Annotated in this window: 15 protein-coding genes; 6 read left to right on the forward strand and 9 right to left on the reverse strand. The window is 72.4% G+C overall.

Features of this window, described 5'->3' with window-relative positions; all coding sequences use genetic code 11:
- Positions 1-9: 9 nt before the first annotated feature.
- On the forward strand, positions 10-1,347 hold the full coding sequence (locus OV207_RS05800) for an AraC family transcriptional regulator (protein ID WP_267553288.1): 1,338 nt from the start codon (positions 10-12) through the stop codon (positions 1,345-1,347).
- 62 nt (positions 1,348-1,409) lie between these two features.
- Here the strand turns inward: OV207_RS05800 and OV207_RS05805 are convergent, their stop codons facing one another.
- Positions 1,410-2,600 (reverse strand): hypothetical protein, encoded by a 1,191-nt coding sequence (locus OV207_RS05805; protein ID WP_267553290.1) that lies wholly within the window; start codon positions 2,598-2,600, stop codon positions 1,410-1,412.
- Between the two features lie 46 nt (positions 2,601-2,646).
- The gene (locus OV207_RS05810; protein WP_193347279.1) at positions 2,647-3,318 is read right to left on the reverse strand and encodes an RNA polymerase sigma factor; all 672 of its coding nucleotides are present in this window, start codon (positions 3,316-3,318) and stop codon (positions 2,647-2,649) included.
- A 529-nt stretch (positions 3,319-3,847) separates the two neighbouring features.
- Here OV207_RS05810 and OV207_RS05815 point away from each other — a divergent pair.
- Genes OV207_RS05815 through OV207_RS05825 form a run of 3 tightly spaced genes read left to right on the forward strand, consistent with a single transcriptional unit; the run spans position 3,848 to position 7,084 of the window.
- A complete protein-coding gene (locus tag OV207_RS05815) occupies positions 3,848-5,608 on the forward strand; it encodes a VWA domain-containing protein (protein ID WP_267553293.1) in 1,761 nt (586 codons plus the stop codon).
- A gap of 13 nt (positions 5,609-5,621) precedes the next feature.
- Entirely contained in the window at positions 5,622-6,665 is a 1,044-nt protein-coding gene (locus OV207_RS05820; RefSeq protein WP_267553295.1) for a hypothetical protein, read from the forward strand.
- Between the two features lie 32 nt (positions 6,666-6,697).
- Complete coding sequence (locus tag OV207_RS05825) at positions 6,698-7,084, forward strand: hypothetical protein (protein ID WP_267553297.1); 387 nt, start codon at positions 6,698-6,700, stop codon at positions 7,082-7,084.
- Here the strand turns inward: OV207_RS05825 and OV207_RS05830 are convergent.
- The 6 genes from OV207_RS05830 to nfi form a co-directional block, all read right to left on the reverse strand.
- Entirely contained in the window at positions 7,065-8,234 is a 1,170-nt protein-coding gene (locus OV207_RS05830) for a metallophosphoesterase (protein ID WP_267553299.1), read from the reverse strand. The two genes, OV207_RS05825 and OV207_RS05830, sit on opposite strands and share 20 nt — an antisense overlap.
- A gap of 12 nt (positions 8,235-8,246) precedes the next feature.
- Positions 8,247-8,504 carry an acyl-CoA-binding protein gene (locus OV207_RS05835; RefSeq protein ID WP_267553300.1) on the reverse strand — a complete coding sequence of 86 codons (258 nt, stop codon included), beginning with the start codon at positions 8,502-8,504 and terminating at the stop codon, positions 8,247-8,249.
- Between the two features lie 121 nt (positions 8,505-8,625).
- Positions 8,626-9,141 carry a DUF2267 domain-containing protein gene (locus OV207_RS05840; RefSeq protein WP_267553302.1) on the reverse strand — a complete coding sequence of 172 codons (516 nt, stop codon included), beginning with the start codon at positions 9,139-9,141 and terminating at the stop codon, positions 8,626-8,628.
- 101 nt (positions 9,142-9,242) lie between these two features.
- Positions 9,243-11,591: a GMC family oxidoreductase N-terminal domain-containing protein gene (locus tag OV207_RS05845; protein ID WP_267553304.1), complete on the reverse strand. Its 2,349-nt coding sequence runs from the start codon at positions 11,589-11,591 to the stop codon at positions 9,243-9,245.
- A 274-nt stretch (positions 11,592-11,865) separates the two neighbouring features.
- Entirely contained in the window at positions 11,866-12,081 is a 216-nt protein-coding gene (locus OV207_RS05850; protein ID WP_267553305.1) for a DUF2905 domain-containing protein, read from the reverse strand.
- A complete protein-coding gene (nfi, locus tag OV207_RS05855) occupies positions 12,078-12,794 on the reverse strand; it encodes a deoxyribonuclease V (protein WP_267553308.1) in 717 nt (238 codons plus the stop codon). Before nfi ends, OV207_RS05850 begins: the two co-directional genes overlap by 4 nt.
- A gap of 231 nt (positions 12,795-13,025) precedes the next feature.
- On the opposite strand from nfi, the gene OV207_RS05860 reads away from it, so the two are divergent.
- Together OV207_RS05860 and OV207_RS05865 are read left to right on the forward strand one after the other, a co-directional pair.
- Positions 13,026-13,274, forward strand: a complete 249-nt coding sequence (locus OV207_RS05860) for a hypothetical protein (RefSeq protein ID WP_267553311.1) — start codon at positions 13,026-13,028, stop codon at positions 13,272-13,274.
- Positions 13,275-13,282: 8 nt separating this feature from the next.
- Positions 13,283-13,864: a HesA/MoeB/ThiF family protein gene (locus tag OV207_RS05865; protein ID WP_267553314.1), complete on the forward strand. Its 582-nt coding sequence runs from the start codon at positions 13,283-13,285 to the stop codon at positions 13,862-13,864.
- 48 nt (positions 13,865-13,912) lie between these two features.
- Here OV207_RS05865 and OV207_RS05870 read toward each other — a convergent pair whose 3' ends face one another.
- Complete coding sequence (locus tag OV207_RS05870; RefSeq protein ID WP_267553317.1) at positions 13,913-16,153, reverse strand: YfhO family protein; 2,241 nt, start codon at positions 16,151-16,153, stop codon at positions 13,913-13,915.
- Positions 16,154-16,191 lie beyond the last annotated feature (38 nt).

A 16,191-nucleotide genomic window follows, 5' to 3' on the forward strand; every position in this document is an offset into this window, starting at 1 on the left:
AGCTCCGCGATGAATCCGCGAACCCGCATCCTCGGCCTGCTCCTGTCGGGGTGGGCGTCACTCGCGAACGCCCAGTCGCCCACGGCCCCACCGGCCACGGCGGCGCCCGCGCCCGCCGCGACACCTCCACACGCCGCGACGACGACACCGCCCGCTGCGACGACGACACAGTCCGCCGCGACGACGACACCGTCCGCGACGCCTCCGGCCACCTCGCAGGGCCTGCCCTCCACCACACCCAGCGCCACGCAGGCGAAGCTGCCGCGGGGCTGGTACGTCACGGAGAGCGCGCCCCAGCACTACGAGGCCGGCGTGGACGCGAGCTCCCCGTGCGAGGGCAGTCGCAGCGCGTTCCTGCGCTCACGCACGCAGGCCACGGACAGCTTCGGCACCTTCATGCAGGCCTTCAGCGCGAAGGACTTCCAGGGCAAGCGCCTGCGCTTCACCGCCGCCGTGCGCCACCAGGACGTGAAGGGCTGGGCCGGGCTGTGGATGCGCGTGGAGGGACCCGACCCCAAGCAGCCGCTCGCCTTCGACAACATGCAGTCGCGCGCCCTGGTGGGCACCCACGGCTGCAAGCGCTACGACGTGGTGCTGGACGTGTCGAAGGAGGCCACCACCATCATGGCGGGCCTCATCATGAGCGGCACCGGCCAGGCGTGGTTGGACGGCGTGCGCTTCGAAGCGGTGGACGCGTCGGTGAAGACGACGGACCTGCTGAGCGCCCCGCAGGCGCTGCCCTCCGGACCGCAGGGCCTGGACGACGAGGGCCCGCCCATCTGGGGCCGCAAGAACATGCCCCTGGGCCGGGTGGGCCACTTCTGGTTCGACAGCGAGCGTGTGGAGACGAACACGCCGCTCGTGCGTGGCAAGGGCTCGACGTGGAAGGGCTCCTTCGGCGACGAGCTCTTCGAGCACGGCATCGAGGTGAACGGCACCTATGAGGTGCGCGAGCTGGAGGTGAAGGTGCGCGCCGGCGGCGCCGCGACCCTCATCGAGGGCTCCTGGGGGGGTTCGCCGGTCTACGTGCGGCTCAGCGCGGACGCGCTCGTCATGCGCTGGGGGCCCAGCCAGCGCACCCTGCGCCGTGATCCCGCCCTGTCCACGGAGAAGGGCTGCAACGCCTACGTCCAGGGCCACGGAGGGCGCGTGGAGGACCGGGTCGACGTGTGCGGCGTGGCGCTCGCCACCCGGCCACCCCTGACGCAGCTGGTGGCGGCCTTCCTGTCCGTCGGCTTCCGGGGGCGCTCGGATCAACCGCTCAACATCGACGTCAAGCCGCCGGTGCGCTCCCCGCAGGCCTATGACGACAGCAAGGGCTACATCCCGCCCTCCCGGCGCCAGTAGCAGGCCCGGGAACACGAAGGGCCGGTGGGAATCCTCCCCCGGCCCGTGCCTTCCGACGACGGCTAGAACGCGAAGTCGCGCTCCAGCGTCTCCTGTCCGGCCTGCACCGTGAGGTGCGCCGCGTGCGCGCCCGTGGCCAGCGCCGTGGACAGGTCGAAGGACAACCCCTCCGGCCCCTGCGTCGGCTTGAGCGACGGACGCCCCGGCGACAGGAAGACGGCGGCCGTCACGGCGCGCGTGCCCAGGGGCTGCACGAGCAGCCTCACCCGTTGACGCTCGCGCACCAGCACCACGCGGAAGTCGCGGCGCTCCTCCAGCACCTCGCGGTGTTCCGGCAGGCGGGCCGCCCCCGGGCGACGGGAAGCGTCCGCGCGGGAGTCGCGGGCCGCGCGCGGCACGGACAGCCCCTCCTCCTCCAGCTCCAGCGCCTCGTCGATGGCGGCGTCGCCCTCCTCCAGCGCCAGCACGGCCTGCGCGCACTCGCCGCACCACGCGGTGTGGGCCTCCACGCGCGCCTTCTCCTCGCGGCCCATCTGCCCCGCATCCAGGCGCCACAGCTCGTCCTCGGTGAGGTGCCGTCGGGGGGGCGTGTCCACCACCGCGGTCTCCGCCCGGTCCGCGCGGCAGCCGGCGCAGTCCTTCAGGTGCTCGGGGTCCTTCAGGGGCTTGCCCGTCCAGGACGCCAGCAGGTCGTCACAGCCCGCCCGCGCGGAGAACCACCAGGCGCCGGGGCGCTCCACCGGGTCCAGCAGGTCGCGCTCGGCGCGGCGCTCGGTGTTGAGGGGGATGAACCAGCGCGCCCGGGGGCGCAGCGCGGTGTCCAGGTGGCCCAGCGCCCCGAGGAAGCGCTCGCGGGCGGCGCCAGCGTCCCCTTCCAGCGGGCCCTTCAGCATCTCCCAGGTGGCCAGCGCGCGGGCGGCGGAGGCGGCCCGGTCGCGGGCGGCGAGTCCTTCCAGCGCGGAGGCGCGCCACACGTCGGCTTCGTCCCCCTCGTCGCCCAGCGCGGCCTCCATCGACTCCTCGGCGGCGCGCAGCAGGAGCGGCTGGAGCGCCTGCGGTTTCTGCGCGTGCACCCAGGCTTCCAGCTCCGCGCGGCCCAGGGCCTTCAGGGCCTCTTCCACCCCGTCGGTGCCAAGCCTGTCCGAGCGCCGTAGCACGTCCCCCACCGCCTCCAACAGCTCACCCACCGGAGCGGGACCCGCGACCAGGCGCGCGTGACGGGCCTGATAGCGGGACAGCGCGTCGCCCTTCATCGCGACATCCCGTGCGGGGCGGAGGACGGCATCCCTCCGGGGGCGTTCACGACGGCTCTTCCGGCTGACCGTCCCGCTGCAACTCCAGCAGGTACAGGCGCAGGTAGGCCTGGGCGCGGCTGACGCGCTTGTACGAATTCACCACGCTGATGTCCAAACGCCGTGCGCATTCCTCGTGATCCTCCACGTCCTCGTGGTGATACAGCTCCCATGCTGAAGCCTCCTTGGGGTGCTCCTGCTGGAGCCTGGCGTAGGCGGCCCAATACAGCTCCTGCGCCTCGGCGCGCTCCTCGCGACGCCGTGCGCCCTCCACCGCCCGGGCCACCTCGGACGGGGTCTCTTCCATGACGTCGTCGGGCGAGGCCGACGCGGGCGCCAGCTCCTCCCGGTGTCGCCGGTAGAAGTCGATGGCGACGTGCTTGACGATGCGCAGGAAGAACGTCTTGGGAGACGCGCTCCTGCCCGGCATCTGTTCGGACACGCCGCGGAACTGATCCAGGCCCCGGTCGAGGAACTTCCCCACCGCGTCCTGGAACAGCTCGTCGGCGTCCGCCGGCGAACCGCGCCCGTAGCTGCCTTGAATCCTGCTGATGACGTAGCGGGCCGGGCGCGCCCATCGCGCGCAGAGGGCCCCCAAGGGGTTGCCCACGGGCTCGCCCGTGGTGCGGCGGCGGGACACCTCCGCGAACAATTCCTCATCCGTGAGCTGCTCGTACACCGGAAGGCCCTGGAGGCTGCCCCGGGACAGGCGTCATCCCGGGAGGTTGGGTTACGGGGATGTGGCGCGGCAAGGTACCACGTTGGCATCCGCGGACAGCCTCCCATGAAGTCGTGGGCGCCCGCGGACCGGAACCACCGGACAGTCGGGAGCACCTGGAATGCCTCGACGCGGCCCCCCACGCGTTCCTGACGCCCCCTCCGCGAAAAAGTTCGGGGTGGCCGGCGCCCTACAAGGAGGCGCGAAAACCCACGGAAAGACCTGGGGAAATCCCCCGTCAGGAATCCGGCCGGGGAGGCGTCCAGGGGCGCATCGCTTTCGAGCGCCCGGCCGAAGAGGCCCTACAAGCCATGGTTCGACTCCATCTCCCCGCTCGAAAGGGCGGGGAGCCCGTCGGCGGTCCGACACTGAACCGTTAATTCAGCCTTCCGGCTTCCTCACTCGGGCGCTCACCCTTCCCTTCCACCCCTGGCTGCCCTTCCCGGGCATGCCTCCGTCCTTTGTCCCGACGTCCCGAAAGGGGACCGCCATGACGACGCGCACCCAGACGACCCTTCCGGAGACGCAGCGGGGACCGGCCGAGCGACTGCTCGACGTGGTGCTCGGTGGCTCCGCCCACCTGTGGCACCACCGCCCCGGCCTGAACGTGTCCGGCACCTGGGAGGCCGCGGCGCACGCGTCCGCCCAGGCCCGCGCGCGCTGGCCCAAGGTGGCGCCGGGCCTGTTCGTGCCCGCGGCGGTGAAGCTGTACGGCCAGTTGCTGGAGCTGTACCGCCTGAACCCCACCCTGATGGCGCACTTCGCGTCGTACGCGCTGACGCAGACGGACTGGCGCGACCTGAAGGTCGCCACCTGCGCGCTGATGCTGGTGCAGCAGCACGCGGGCCTGCCCGTGCGCGACGGCCAGGGCCAGGTGGCCTTCCACGACGACGACTACCGCGCCATTGGCGAGGCCATGGTGCTGCACTACGTGCGCCGCTCCACGCGCATGCTCACGCCCAAGGCGGTGCTGCGCGTGGCGGAGCTGCTGGAGGTGCCTGAGATCGCGCGCCTCAACCGCGAGGCGGGCTTCGGAGACCCCGCGTCGCACAAGCCGCCCCTGGGTCGCTGGAAGCGCGTGGCGCAGAAGTGGCTGGCCGCGCGCGAGGCGAACCTGCCCATGCTCCAGGGCCTGGTGAAGGCCGGCTACAAGGAGACGCTGAAGAAGCTGGCGCGCAAGGCCGGCTACAAGCCCATGTCGCAGGGCTTCTTCGAAGTGCTCGGCTGGAAGCAGAAGCAGGCGGACGCGGGGCACCGTGACGTGGGCCTCCAGGGGCTCACGCTGGTGAAGCGCGAGCGCTTCGACGGGCTCAGCGAAGCGGAGATCTGCGAGTGGATTGAACTGGAGCGCCTCTCCTACAAGGAGGTCGTGGGCCGCCTGCCGAAGGACGTGGGGCTCACGCCCGCCATCCTGGCGACGCTGCTGCCGTCGCTGTCGGACCGGGACCTGCGGCTGATGACGCCCACGCTGGAGGAGCTGGGCCTGCTGGAGGAGCCGAGCGTGAAGGCGCGCTGGGAGCGGGCGGTGTCGCGCGCCACGGATCAGCGGTCGCTGAACATCGCGAAGAACGTCCGGGGCGAGGACCTGCGCAAGAAGCTGGAGGAGGCGAGCGACAACGCCGCGCGACAGGCGGTGGCCCAGGCCACGGCGGAGCTGGACGTGCGGGTGATGTTCCTCATCGACAAGTCGGGGTCCATGGAGGGCGCCATCGAGCAGTCGAAGGAGGCGCTGTCGCGCATCCTCGCGGGCTTCCCGATGGACAAGCTCCACATCGCGGCGTTCGACACCATGGGCACGGTGCTCAAGCCCAAGGCGGCCAACCGCACGGCGGTGCAGCACATGCTGGCCGACCTGAAGGCTTCGGGCGGCACGACGCACGGGGCGGCGGTGCACGCGCTGCATCGCGCGGGCGTGCGCATCCCGGCGGAGGCGAAGCTGGTGGTGATGGTGGTGGGCGACGAGGCGGGCGAGGCGGGCGACCAGTTCGCCAAGGCCTTCCACGGGTGCGGCTACACCGTGGCGGCGATGGCGCTGCTGGTGAGCGTGGCGGGGGCGCGCGGCAACACCGTGCGCACGGGAGCGTCGCAGCTGGGCGTGCCCTTCAGCGAGGTGAGCGTGGGGCAGTTCGCGGACCCCTACCAGGTGCCGCGCGTGCTCCAGACGTTGATGGACGCGCCGCGCATGGCGGGAGCCCGCCAGTCCGGCTGGGTGGACCGGGTGATGAGCACGCCCCTCTTGAAGGTGGCGTGAAGGAGGCAGGGGCGTGGACTACCGGAAGCTGCTCGGGAAGGTGGAGTCGGCGGTGCTGCCGTATTTCGGCGGCGGGACCGTGGACGCGCCTTCACGCCGCCTGCACGTCACCACGCCCGTCGAACCGGGCTGGTGGCGCTTCGAGCTGAAGGGCCGTCAGGCCACCGCGCGCGAGCCGGCTTCCGCGGAGGGCCTGGAGGCCCGGCCGCGCGTGCGGGGCCACCTGTGGGGCACGCGGCTGGTGCGCGAGGGCGCGGTGGCGGAGCCCCTGGCGTTGATGCCGGAGGAGCAGCCGCCGCGCCTGTCCCCGGTGACGGCGCGCCGCTGGCATGACGGCACGCTCGTCTTCGAGGGCGTGGAGTTCGAGAGCGAGGCCGAGGAGCAGGCGCGGCGTGCGCTGGAGGAGGACCGTCCGTTGGGGGAGGCGCGCGGCGTGGGCGCCTCCCTGCGCGCGGCGTTCGGCTTCGCCCTGCTGGAGGTCGCTTCGCGCGGGACGGGCATCCCCTTCGCGCCAGCGGAGGCCCGCGCGCGCGTGCTTGAAGTCGCCCAGGGCGGGCGCGAGGGGGCGGAGGCGTGTCTGCGGCGGCTCGCGGACGCGCGCGCCCACTTCCTGCGTGCGCAGGCGCGGCAGCAGGCCCACCGGGACATGGAGGCCCTGTCGTTGGAGCGCGCATTGTCGGAGCGGGAGCGGACCCTCCAGGACCTCCGCTGGAACGCGGAGGCGCGTCGGTCGCACGAAACCTGGAGCGGGACGGCCCTCACGCCCGGCCAGCAGCGGCGCGCGGAGTCCGCATCCGGTGAGTGGGCGGAGCGCGCGTTGAACAAGGCCGGCGCGCGGATGCTCGACCACCGCCGGTTGGGTGGAGGCCTGATGGAGGTGGTCTACGGCTTCATGGGCGAGCGCTTCATCACGGTGGTGGAGATGGCGACGCTGCGGGTGCGCGACGCGGGCGTGTGCCTGGCGGGCGCGGACGCGCGGGTGACGCTGGAGAGCCTGCCGTCCGTGTTGAAGGAAGCCATCGACACGGGCTCGCTGGTCATCACCCGGCATGTCTGAGGACACACGGCCCCCGGGACGGGGAGGGATTCATGTCGACGCGTGAGGTGTGCCTGCTCATCGGGCCCGGGGACGCGGTGCTGTGGGGCGACTCGTTCGACGACCCCCTGGCGCTGCCGGACTCCCGGGCACGGTGGGAGGCCATCTGGAGCCTGCGGGATACGCTGGTGGAGGTGACCCACAGCCACCCCGAGGGGCCGCTCGGCTTCTCGTCGGAGGACGAGACGACGATGGCCGCGCTCCAGGCCGCGCTGGGCCGGCCGCTGCGCTTCTCGGTGGTGGCGCCCGACGGCATGGTGGCCCGGGTCCGTGGCGAGGACGTGCTCGTGCGGCAGGAGCCGCCGTGGGCCGCGCCGCTGCGGCTCGCGTCGGGGCTCCTCTACGGGCGGCCCCGGCGGCTCAGCCCGGAAGCAGGATGATGCGGGCAATCTCCGGCGGCGCGCCCACGCGCATGGGCGGGCCCACGAAGCCACAGCCCCGGCTGACGTAGAGCTGCGAGTCACCCAGCCGGCTCAGGCCCGCGTTCTGCTCGCCCCAGATGAGGTGCCCCAGCACGTTGCCGGGGAACATCTGGCCGCCATGCGTGTGTCCCGAGACCTGGAGGCCCACGCCTCGGCGGGCGACCTCCTCGAAGTTGGAGGGCTGGTGCGCCAGCAACACCGACGCGCGCTCCGGCCGCAGCCCGCGCATCGCCGCGTCCAGGTCATACCCGGGCTCGCCCAGCCTCCGGGCGCTCCAGTCGTCCACGCCCAGCAGGTCGAAGGAAGCGCCCGCGTCGCCAATGGACACGGAGCGGTTGCGCAGCACGTTGATGCCCAGGCCCTGCATGAACGCCACCCACGCATCCGCGCCCGAGTAGTAGTCGTGGTTGCCGGTGATGAAGTACGCGCCGTGCCGGGCCTTGAGCGCGCCAAAGCCTCCCACGTAGCGCCCCAGCTCCGTCACCGTGCCGTCCACCAGGTCCCCCGTCACCGCGATGAGGTCCGGCTTGAGCGCGTTGGTGCGCGCCACCAGCTCGTCCACGAAGCGGCGCTGCAACACCCCGCCGATGTGGATGTCCGTGAGCTGCACCAGCGTGAAGCCCTCCAGCGCCTTGGGGAGCCGGGGCAGCCGCACCGGGATGTCCCGCACGTCCGGAGGATGGAAGGCGCGCCAGGCGCCGTAGGTGCTCACCGTCGCGCCAGCCACCGCGGCGCCCGCCGCCACGCCCGTCGTGAGGAAGGCACGGCGCCGCGGTGACGCGGGCTCCGGCGCCTTGCGCACGCGGGCGAGGAGCCGGCCGCCCACGTCCAGCAGCAGCGTGAACATGAGCAGGTAGAGCACCAGCCCCATCCACAGCAGCAGCACGATGCCCACCGTCCGGGCCACCTCGGAGGAGAACATCGCGCCGAGCATGCGGGCCCCCACGGAGCCCACGAAGCCCCCGGCGAACAGCGCGATCCCGGCGCGGCGCAGTCCCCGGCGCGCGGTCACGTCCCGCACGAGGCGGCGGTACAGGTAGACGTGGGCCACCGCGAGCAGCGAGATGACCGGCACGAGGAACAACGCGAGGCTGAGCCAGCGGGGCATGGGGAGGAGCGACTAACCGCGCAGCAGCCGGTCCACCAGCGCCACGTACTGCTGCTTCGCGGCGTCCTTCGCCAGCCCCTTGCGCTTGTCCCAGGCGTCGTACTTCGCGCGGCCCTTGATATCGAGCATGCCGGGGCGCTTGCCCTGCACGTCCCCTTCGGTGCCCTGCTTGTAGAGCGAGTACAGCTCCAGCAACGTGTCGTTGGAGGGAGCCTTGGGCAGCGTCTTCACCCGGGTCTGGGCGGCGCTGAAGTCATCATCGAGGGCCATGGAATCTCCGGCGGGGTGCGCCGGAGACCTTAAGGCACCTGCTCCCCCCTGACACGCGCCACGTACCGCCCGCGTGCGAAAGGATGGAGCCCACCCGACACACCGTCGGGCAGGCCCCGCCTCACATCGTCGGCAGCCAGAGGTGGCGGATGTCCTGCGGCAGCTGCGCGCTCACGTCCTCCGCCTCGCCTTCGCTGATTTGATGGCGGACGGAGTCCATCACCGCGCGCACCACCGGCTCCACGGAGTCCGGGTGCAGGGCGAGGTCCTCCCCCACCTGCTTGAGCAGCTCATCGCGCCCGAACTTCTCCGGGCGGGATTCGGCGTCGTGGCGTTCGCACCGGTGCAGCAGCTCCGTCAGCTTGCGGGGGAGCTGGGCCTCCAGGTCGTGCGCCTCCTCCGCGTACAGCCGCTGCTCCAGTCCACAGAGGACGGAGACGGCCGCCTGTTGGGCGACGGCGGGCGACATGCCTCCCCGTTCGCACAGATGGTCGATGAAGCGGGCATAGGTCTGACTTGCTCGCATCGCACTGCGCCGCGCACGCCGCTCTTCGATGGACGGCTCGCGTTGCTCCTCCGCACGCTCCTCGCCCTGGGGTGCGCCCGAGCGGCGCTGCGGGTCACGGTCTTCAGCCATGGGGTCCTCCCTGTCGGTCCCGGTGGGAAACAGGGTGCCCATGCCCACCCCGGAGGGCACGCCATCGCGGCCTGCGGAACGGAGAGCCGTCTGCCCGGCTGCTAGGCAGCCACTCGCAGGCCGTAGGTCTCCCAGAGGGCGCCGAAGAAGAAGCTCCCGAAGCGGCCCAGCGCCTCCGCCCGCTGCATGCCGTCGTGGGCGTTGAGCACCCGCAGGGTGGTGAGCTGCCGGGTGAACTCCGCCGCCGACAGGCGCAGGAAGCCCCGGTGGATGCACGGCGCCGAGGGCCCGTCTCCCCGGTGCAGGGAGACGAGCAGCGTGGTGGTGTCCTTCCACAGGTCCGGGCCCGGATCGTCGTAGAGGTCCTTGTAGCCCTCCAGGTAGTACCGCTCGCCTGCCTCGCTGAGCAGGTTCATCAGGTACTCCATCCGCTGGCCGCCCGGCCGGGCGTGCTCGCGCGTCATCAGGCGCAGCTCTCCCTTCGTCACCACCAGCGGGCGCGGGGAGAGCACGGGCGCCGTCACCGTGCCCATCAGCTTCAGGGGGTGGTGCTCGTCGCGCAGCGTCGCCTCCAGGTCCTCCGCCGTCACGGTGAGGATGAAGCGCAGGGGCGTGGCGTCGTCGCGCTTCGGGTCCCCGGCCTCCAGGAACGGGGCCGCCACCGCGCCGGAGATGAAGCCGTGCATCGTCTCCGTGAAGCGCACGCCCACGGGCCCGGGGGCCTGACGGGTGTCGGCCTCCGGCAGCGGCGCGTAGTCGATGGTCCAGCCGTGGCGGCGGGCCATCAGCGCGCAGGCCCGCTCGGCGACCGCGGAGATGGTGAGCAGGGGGTTGATGCCCAGCGAGCGCGGCACCACCGAGCCGTCGGACACGTACAGCCCTTCGTGCACCGCGCGGCCGGAGGCCCCGGAGAAGACGCGCCCCTCGTGGTCCACCACGCCGTCCTCGGCGCGCTCGGCCATCACGCAGCCGCCCAGCGGGTGCGTGCAGAGCACCTCCTTGCCGAAGGCCTCCGTCCAGAGCGGGTAGCGCACGTAGGTGCCGCCCAGCGCGGCGGTGGCCCGGCGCAGGCGCTCCTCCACCCGGACCAGCTGGGGGTCGCGGCCCGCGTCCGGCCAGTGCAGGCGCACGCGGTCGTGCTCCAGCCGCAGCTCGCCCTTCGCCTCGTCGTGGGACATCACCATCAGCGTCTGCGTGTGCTCCACCGCGCCATGCTCCGGCCCGCGCACCAGGCTGTCCGCCTGACGGATCCGCTCCTGCACCCAGTCCAGGATGCCCTCGTCGGTGTCCTCGCCCACCATCGCGGACGCGCCCGCGAGCGCCGCGGGCATCAGCGAGGCCAGCGCGCCAGGGATGGCGCCCTCCTCGATGATCATCCCCTCGTCCAGCCGCGCCGTGTCGCGCTGGTCGATGGCGCCCGTGATGCAGGGGCCCACCGGGTCTCGCGTCTCGTGGTCCTGCTCCCCGTGGCCCACGCCGTGGACGGGCATGTCCAGGTTGTAGCCGAAGGCCAGCACGTCGCCGTTGCTGCTGAAGCGGTGGCCCAGCTTCGAGGACACGGACAGGCCCTGCTCGCGCGAGCGCAGGAGGATCTCCGCGGTCCCCATGGTGCCGGCCGCCAGGATGACCCGGTCGGCGGTGAGCCACGCGTCGGGCGCGTCGAAGCGCTCGCGGCCGGTGTGGTGGGGACGGTAGTAGACGCGCCACTTCGCGCCGTCCGGCACCACCGCGCGCACCGACACCTCCGTGAAGATGCGGGCCCCGTGCGCGTGCGCGTCCGGCAGGTAGTTCATCAGCACGGTGTTCTTCGCGCCGGTGTTGCAGCCGGTGGAGCAGTCGCCGCACAGCGAGCACCCCGGCTGCCGCACGCCCGCGGCGTTGACGCCCGCCTCGAACGTCACGGCCAGGGGCGGCCGCATCAGCCGGCCGCCCAGCTTCTGCGCGGAGATGCCCAGCGTCTTGAGCTTCTGCAGCGGCGGGTGGTCCTCCGGGTACGGCAGGGGCCGCAGCATCAGCTCCGCGTGCGCGAAGCCATCCTCCAGCAGGCCGTGCACGTCGGCGCGCAGGGCCTCGGGCCAGCGCGGGTCCTCGAACACGCGCGGATCCGGCCGCATCGTCACGTTGGCGTTGATGAGCGACGTGCCGCCCAGGCCGCACCCGTTGATGACGGACACGTCCCCGTTGCGGTGCACCTCGATGAGGCCGGTGGGGCTGCCAACGTCCAGGTCGCCCTGGCCCGGCGCGCAGTGGAGCTGGAACTCGTCCAGCGCCTGCTTGGGTGTGCGCGGCATCTCGCCGGGGTGCAGCTCACGACCGCGCTCCAGCACGCAGACCTGCTGGCCCGCGCGAGCCAGGCGACTGGCGGAGATGCCACCGCCATACCCGGACCCCACGACGACCACGGGGTAGTGCGACGCCAGCTCGCTCAACGGGGATGACAACCTGCGCATGCTCGCTCCTGACGGCCTGTCCGCCGCCTCATTTTCAAATGCCGCGTCCATTCCCGGGCGGGGCCGGGAAGACAGGGGCCGCATGCTGCGCGGTTCACCGGCGCGGATCCACTCCCCGTCCGGCTGGCGCCCACCCTGGCGGCACCAGGACGAGCCCCCTCCTGTCCGCCCGGGCAGCAGGCAGGCAACCCATGGAGGCAGGTCCCGCCGGACAGACGGCGAGCCCGTCCATCCTTGAGCTGAAAACCGCCCACGGCCGCCGAAGGAGGAGCGCCTAGAAGAACCGGCGCAGCACCCAGGCGCCCAGGCTGAGCAGCACGGACACGAGCAGCATGGACGTGAGCGGGGCGAAGAAGCGCGTGTGCCCGCTCTCCACGCGGATGTCCCCTGGCAGCCGGCCGAACCAGGAGAAGGCCCCGGCCCAGACGAGCACCCCCACGACCACGAGCCCCAGGCCCGCCACCACCAGCGTCAATCCCAGGGACTTCATCCGGGGCTCCCCTCCCCCAGCTCCGCCGCCTCGCCGCCGGCCCGGCGGAAGGCGTTGACCAGCCGGTGCGCGTGGCGCGTCGTCTCCGGCTCACGGTAGCGGGGACTGGCCTTCAGCACCCACTCCACGGCGGTCTCCAGGTCCATCCGGTGGCCAGGGGAGACGAAGACGGGGCTGACGCCCTGGCGCGTGCGGACCGCCATGCCCACCACCTCCCCCTTGTGGGTGATGGGGGAGGTGGCCCCCCGGCGCTCCGCGAGCCGGCCGGGCGTGCCCACCAGGAGGGACTTGGCGCAGCCGATGGAGGGCACGTCGAAGAGAAGCCCTCCATGACAGGCGATGCCCAGCCGGCGCGGGTGCGCGGTCCCCTGGCCGTCGAAGACGAGCACGTCGGGACGGACCGTCAGCCGCTCCCAGACGGCCGCCAGCACGGGCAGCTCGCGGAACGACAGCAGCCCCGGGACGTAGGGGAAGGACAGCGGCACCGCGGCCACCGCCCGCGCGAGGGGCAGCAGCGTCGTCGCGTCCAGCACCACCATGCCGCCATAGCCCGTGTCGTTGCCCTTCTCCGTGGAGATGTCCGCGCCCGCCAGCCGCGTGACCTTCAGGCCCGGAGGTGGCTGGAGGATGAGCTGTTCACGCAGGCGCTTCTGCAGCGCCACGGCCTCCGTGGGTGTCACGTTCCAGGGATGCTGTGCCGGGGGTGACTCCATGGGTTGTGCTCCTCCTGGAGCCCAACACTGTGCACGGCCCGGCGGCAAGGCGAGGGACGGAGGTCCACCGGGCACGTCGGGAATGAACTCGGACCGGACGCCTTCGCGGCCCCTTCGCACGGGCCGCCTGGCTGCTGGCACGGTCCAGGCCCGTCAGGAAGCCCCTGGCCGTGACGTCCCGGGCCCACGCGGTCCCTGCCGGACCGCGCTTCTTCCCGGAGGACGCCCACCATGGCCACGCTCAACATCACCTATGACGGCTTGTCGGCGGACGTGCCGATGGAGATGGAGCGCTACATCAGCGACGCGGACGTGCGGCGCATCGCGGTGGAGCTGGTGCGCTCCGGCGGCGTGCCCGGCCTGCACCGCATCCACCTGGGCGAGGACGCCTTCCAGCACTACGTCGTGGACCGCTTCCGGGGCGACCACGGTGAGGAGCGCATCTACCTGCGTCCGAAGGTGCCCTTCGGGGCGCGTTGAGGGCCACCATGCGCATCGTCTTCTGCGGAGTGGGGGCCATCGGCTCCACGGCGGCCCTGCTGTGTCGCAACCTGGATGCGACGCTGGTGTTCATCGACTTCGACCGCGTGGAGTCGAAGAACCTGTTGTCGCAGGCCTACGTGAAGCCGTCCGTCGGCAAGAACAAGGCGGAGGCGCTGAAGCTCCAGCTCCACAACCTGCACGGCGTGAAGGCGGAGTCCTTCGGCGTGCGCCTCACGCGCGACAACGTGGAGGCGCTGTGCAAGGGCGCGGACCTGCTGGTGGACGCCTTCGACAACCAGGACAGCCGCCAGCTGCTCAGCGACCACGCCCGGAAGGCGGGCACGCCGCTGGTGCACGGCGCGGTGTCCGCGGACGGGACGTTCGGACTGGTGCGCTGGGACGAGCGCTTCGTCCCGGACGCCGAGGACACCCAGGGGCAGGCCACCTGTGAAGGCGGCGAGCACCTGCCCTTCCTGGGCCTGCTGGCGGCCACGCTCGCCCGGGCGGTGCAGGACTTCAGGAAGCATGGGGTGAAGCGGGATGCCTTCGTGAGCCTCTCCGCCGTGACACCGGTCGCGGCGGAGTAGCGCGACTGGCACAGCCGGTTCCCACCTCCAGGCTGAGCCTTCCGCCCATCACACCGCCGCGGCAGGCCTTCTGCGTGGACGCCAGAACGCCACCCCCACGAGCCCCAATCCCCCCAGCACAGACAGGGCCAGCCCCACGCGGAAGCTCCAGGGCCGGTAGTCGAAGCGGACGACGTGGGCGCCGCGCGAAACCCTCACGGCCCGCACGGCGAGGTTCGCGCGATGCACCGGGACCTCCTCCCCATCCACCGTCGCGACCCAGCCCGGATAGTGGCTGTCGGTGACGATGAGGTAGCTGTCGTCACAGGCGTCCACCTTCAACTCCAGGCGCTGCGCGCCGTGGCGCTCCAGGCTCACGGAGCCCCCGCACCGGGGCCGCTCCAGCGCCTCGCCGGACGCCAGGAAGGCGGTGTCACGGAAGGGCTGGGCCGGGTCGCTCACCGCTTCGAGTGCCTGTTCATCCGTCACCACCCGGGCACGTTGCACCAGGAAGGCCTGGGGCAGTGCGGTGCCCGTGCGGGACAGCGTGGTGCCGTCCTCCACCTGGGAGAGCAACTCCAGGTCGTCGAAGGGAGGCGGTCCCCAGCGCACGTAGTGCGTGATGCCCACGAGGTCGTAGATGCTCCGCTTCCCCGCCAGGTGGAACTCCTCCGAGTACAGCGGCTCCGGCGCGCCGTTGCCCTCCAGCGCGGGCAGACGTGCCTCCACGAAGCGGTTGGGCATCAGCCGATCCAGGCTGCGCTCAATCGTGTTCGACGCCACGCCCAGCGTCGGGTCGGCGGGCCCGTTGACGTCCGTGCTGATGCGCCCCTGGAAGGGCTGGGGAAGCAGGGGCCGCATCGTCAGGGGCTTGAGCAGGGGCTCCAGGGGCGTGTACGTCGGGACGCCCAGCAGCGCGTGCGCCGCCGCCAGCTCCAGCACCGCGAGCGCCGCCAGCCCGTACCGGACCCGCCGGGGCCGCGCGAAGGCCCCGAGCGGCACGAACACCACGAGCACCGCCAATCCCAGACAGAAGGGCACCCACGGCGCCCCCGCCTCGGCCGAGGCCCGCATGGGAAGGAGGCGCGCCACAGGCCCGATGGCGGCGATGGCGCCCACCATGGCGACGAAGGCCACGGCCGCGTGAAGGCGCGAGGGACGAACGCGGCGCGCGAGCCTCGCCGCCGCGTCCAGGCCGAAGGCGGACAGCACGGCGAGACAGAACGCCGCCCCCACGAAGTACTTCGCCGGATAGCGGAAGAAGGAGAACGGGGGCACGCCCTGGAGCACCCAGGCCGCGGGCGCGAAGTTCCGGCCCAGGCTCAGCAACACCAGCACGAGCGCGCCCAGCGCGAAGGCCCTGCCGCGCCGGGGCCCGCGGACGGCCCCGAGCACCGCGAGCGCGCAGGACACGGTGCCCAGGAACAGGGTGAGGATGAACCACTGATCCTCGCCCCAGTACGCGCCCCGGGGCCAGTCCGCGAGCGGCCACAGCGCGGACAGCACCTGGGGCCAGGACATGGACCAGGTGAGTTGGCCGGCCCAGTCGCTGTGCAGGCGCGACGAGCTCCGGGCCAGCTCCGCGGTCGGCAGCAGCGCCACCGCCGCGAGCACCGCCGACAGCGCGAACCCTCCCGCCACGCGCACCACGGCCCCGGCGCGCTCACGCGGCACCTTGCGCGCGCCAGCCCCCGCCACCAGCACCGCGACCAGCCCCTGCCACAGCGTCGTTTCGGGCGAGCCGGTGAAGAGTGACAGCGCGGAGTACGCCGCGAGCCGGAGGAAGGGGCCGCGCCCCGGGCGGTGCGCGACGTCATACGCGGCGCACAGGATGAAGCCGCTCCACGCGGCGGCGTCGACGACGTTCTGCTGGGGGCCCAGCCCCGTCATCATGGGAGACAGGCCGAACATCGCGCCCGCCACCAGTGACGCGGGCCAGGACGCCCGCAGCCGGCGGCACAGGAGGAACACGCCCGTCGCAGCGAGCACCGCGTGGGCCACTTGCAGCACCGTCATGGACACGATGGGGCCGGCCAGCAGCACCGCCGCCCAGCGCGGCGGGTAGTACACCTGCGAGTAGAGCGTGGCCGCGAAGGGCTGGCCCAGGCGGATGTATGGGTTCCACAGCGGCAGCTCGCCGGAGCCCAGCGACTCCAGCAGGAAGGCCGAGTCCGGGAAGAAGATGCGGAACACGTCCCGGCTCGCGAGCACCTGTCCGCGCAGCACCGGGCTGTAGACGAAGGCGAGCATCGCCACCAGCCCGACGGCGGTGAGGAGCCCTGCCCTGCTTCGCGTTGCCGGCGCCGTCATGGATGCATCGTGGTGTTTCGCGTGCGGGGTGTCTCGCG

The sequence above is a fragment of the Corallococcus sp. BB11-1 genome, from assembly GCF_026626625.1.
GTDB classification, from domain to species: Bacteria; Myxococcota; Myxococcia; order Myxococcales; family Myxococcaceae; genus Corallococcus; species Corallococcus soli.

Bases quoted from the DNA above. Each gene is read 5' to 3' on its own strand.
- OV207_RS05800 (WP_267553288.1), top strand. From the start codon at position 10: ATGAATCCGCGAACCCGCATCCTCGGCCTGCTCCTGTCGGGGTGGGCG.
- OV207_RS05805 (WP_267553290.1), bottom strand. From the start codon at position 2,600: ATGAAGGGCGACGCGCTGTCCCGCTATCAGGCCCGTCACGCGCGCCTG.
- OV207_RS05815 (WP_267553293.1), top strand. From the start codon at position 3,848: ATGACGACGCGCACCCAGACGACCCTTCCGGAGACGCAGCGGGGACCG.
- OV207_RS05825 (WP_267553297.1), top strand. From the start codon at position 6,698: ATGTCGACGCGTGAGGTGTGCCTGCTCATCGGGCCCGGGGACGCGGTG.
- OV207_RS05830 (WP_267553299.1), bottom strand. From the start codon at position 8,234: ATGCCCCGCTGGCTCAGCCTCGCGTTGTTCCTCGTGCCGGTCATCTCG.
- OV207_RS05835 (WP_267553300.1), bottom strand. From the start codon at position 8,504: ATGGCCCTCGATGATGACTTCAGCGCCGCCCAGACCCGGGTGAAGACG.
- OV207_RS05840 (WP_267553302.1), bottom strand. From the start codon at position 9,141: ATGGCTGAAGACCGTGACCCGCAGCGCCGCTCGGGCGCACCCCAGGGC.
- OV207_RS05845 (WP_267553304.1), bottom strand. From the start codon at position 11,591: ATGCGCAGGTTGTCATCCCCGTTGAGCGAGCTGGCGTCGCACTACCCC.
- OV207_RS05850 (WP_267553305.1), bottom strand. From the start codon at position 12,081: ATGAAGTCCCTGGGATTGACGCTGGTGGTGGCGGGCCTGGGGCTCGTG.
- nfi (WP_267553308.1), bottom strand. From the start codon at position 12,794: ATGGAGTCACCCCCGGCACAGCATCCCTGGAACGTGACACCCACGGAG.
- OV207_RS05860 (WP_267553311.1), top strand. From the start codon at position 13,026: ATGGCCACGCTCAACATCACCTATGACGGCTTGTCGGCGGACGTGCCG.
- OV207_RS05865 (WP_267553314.1), top strand. From the start codon at position 13,283: ATGCGCATCGTCTTCTGCGGAGTGGGGGCCATCGGCTCCACGGCGGCC.
- OV207_RS05870 (WP_267553317.1), bottom strand. From the start codon at position 16,153: ATGACGGCGCCGGCAACGCGAAGCAGGGCAGGGCTCCTCACCGCCGTC.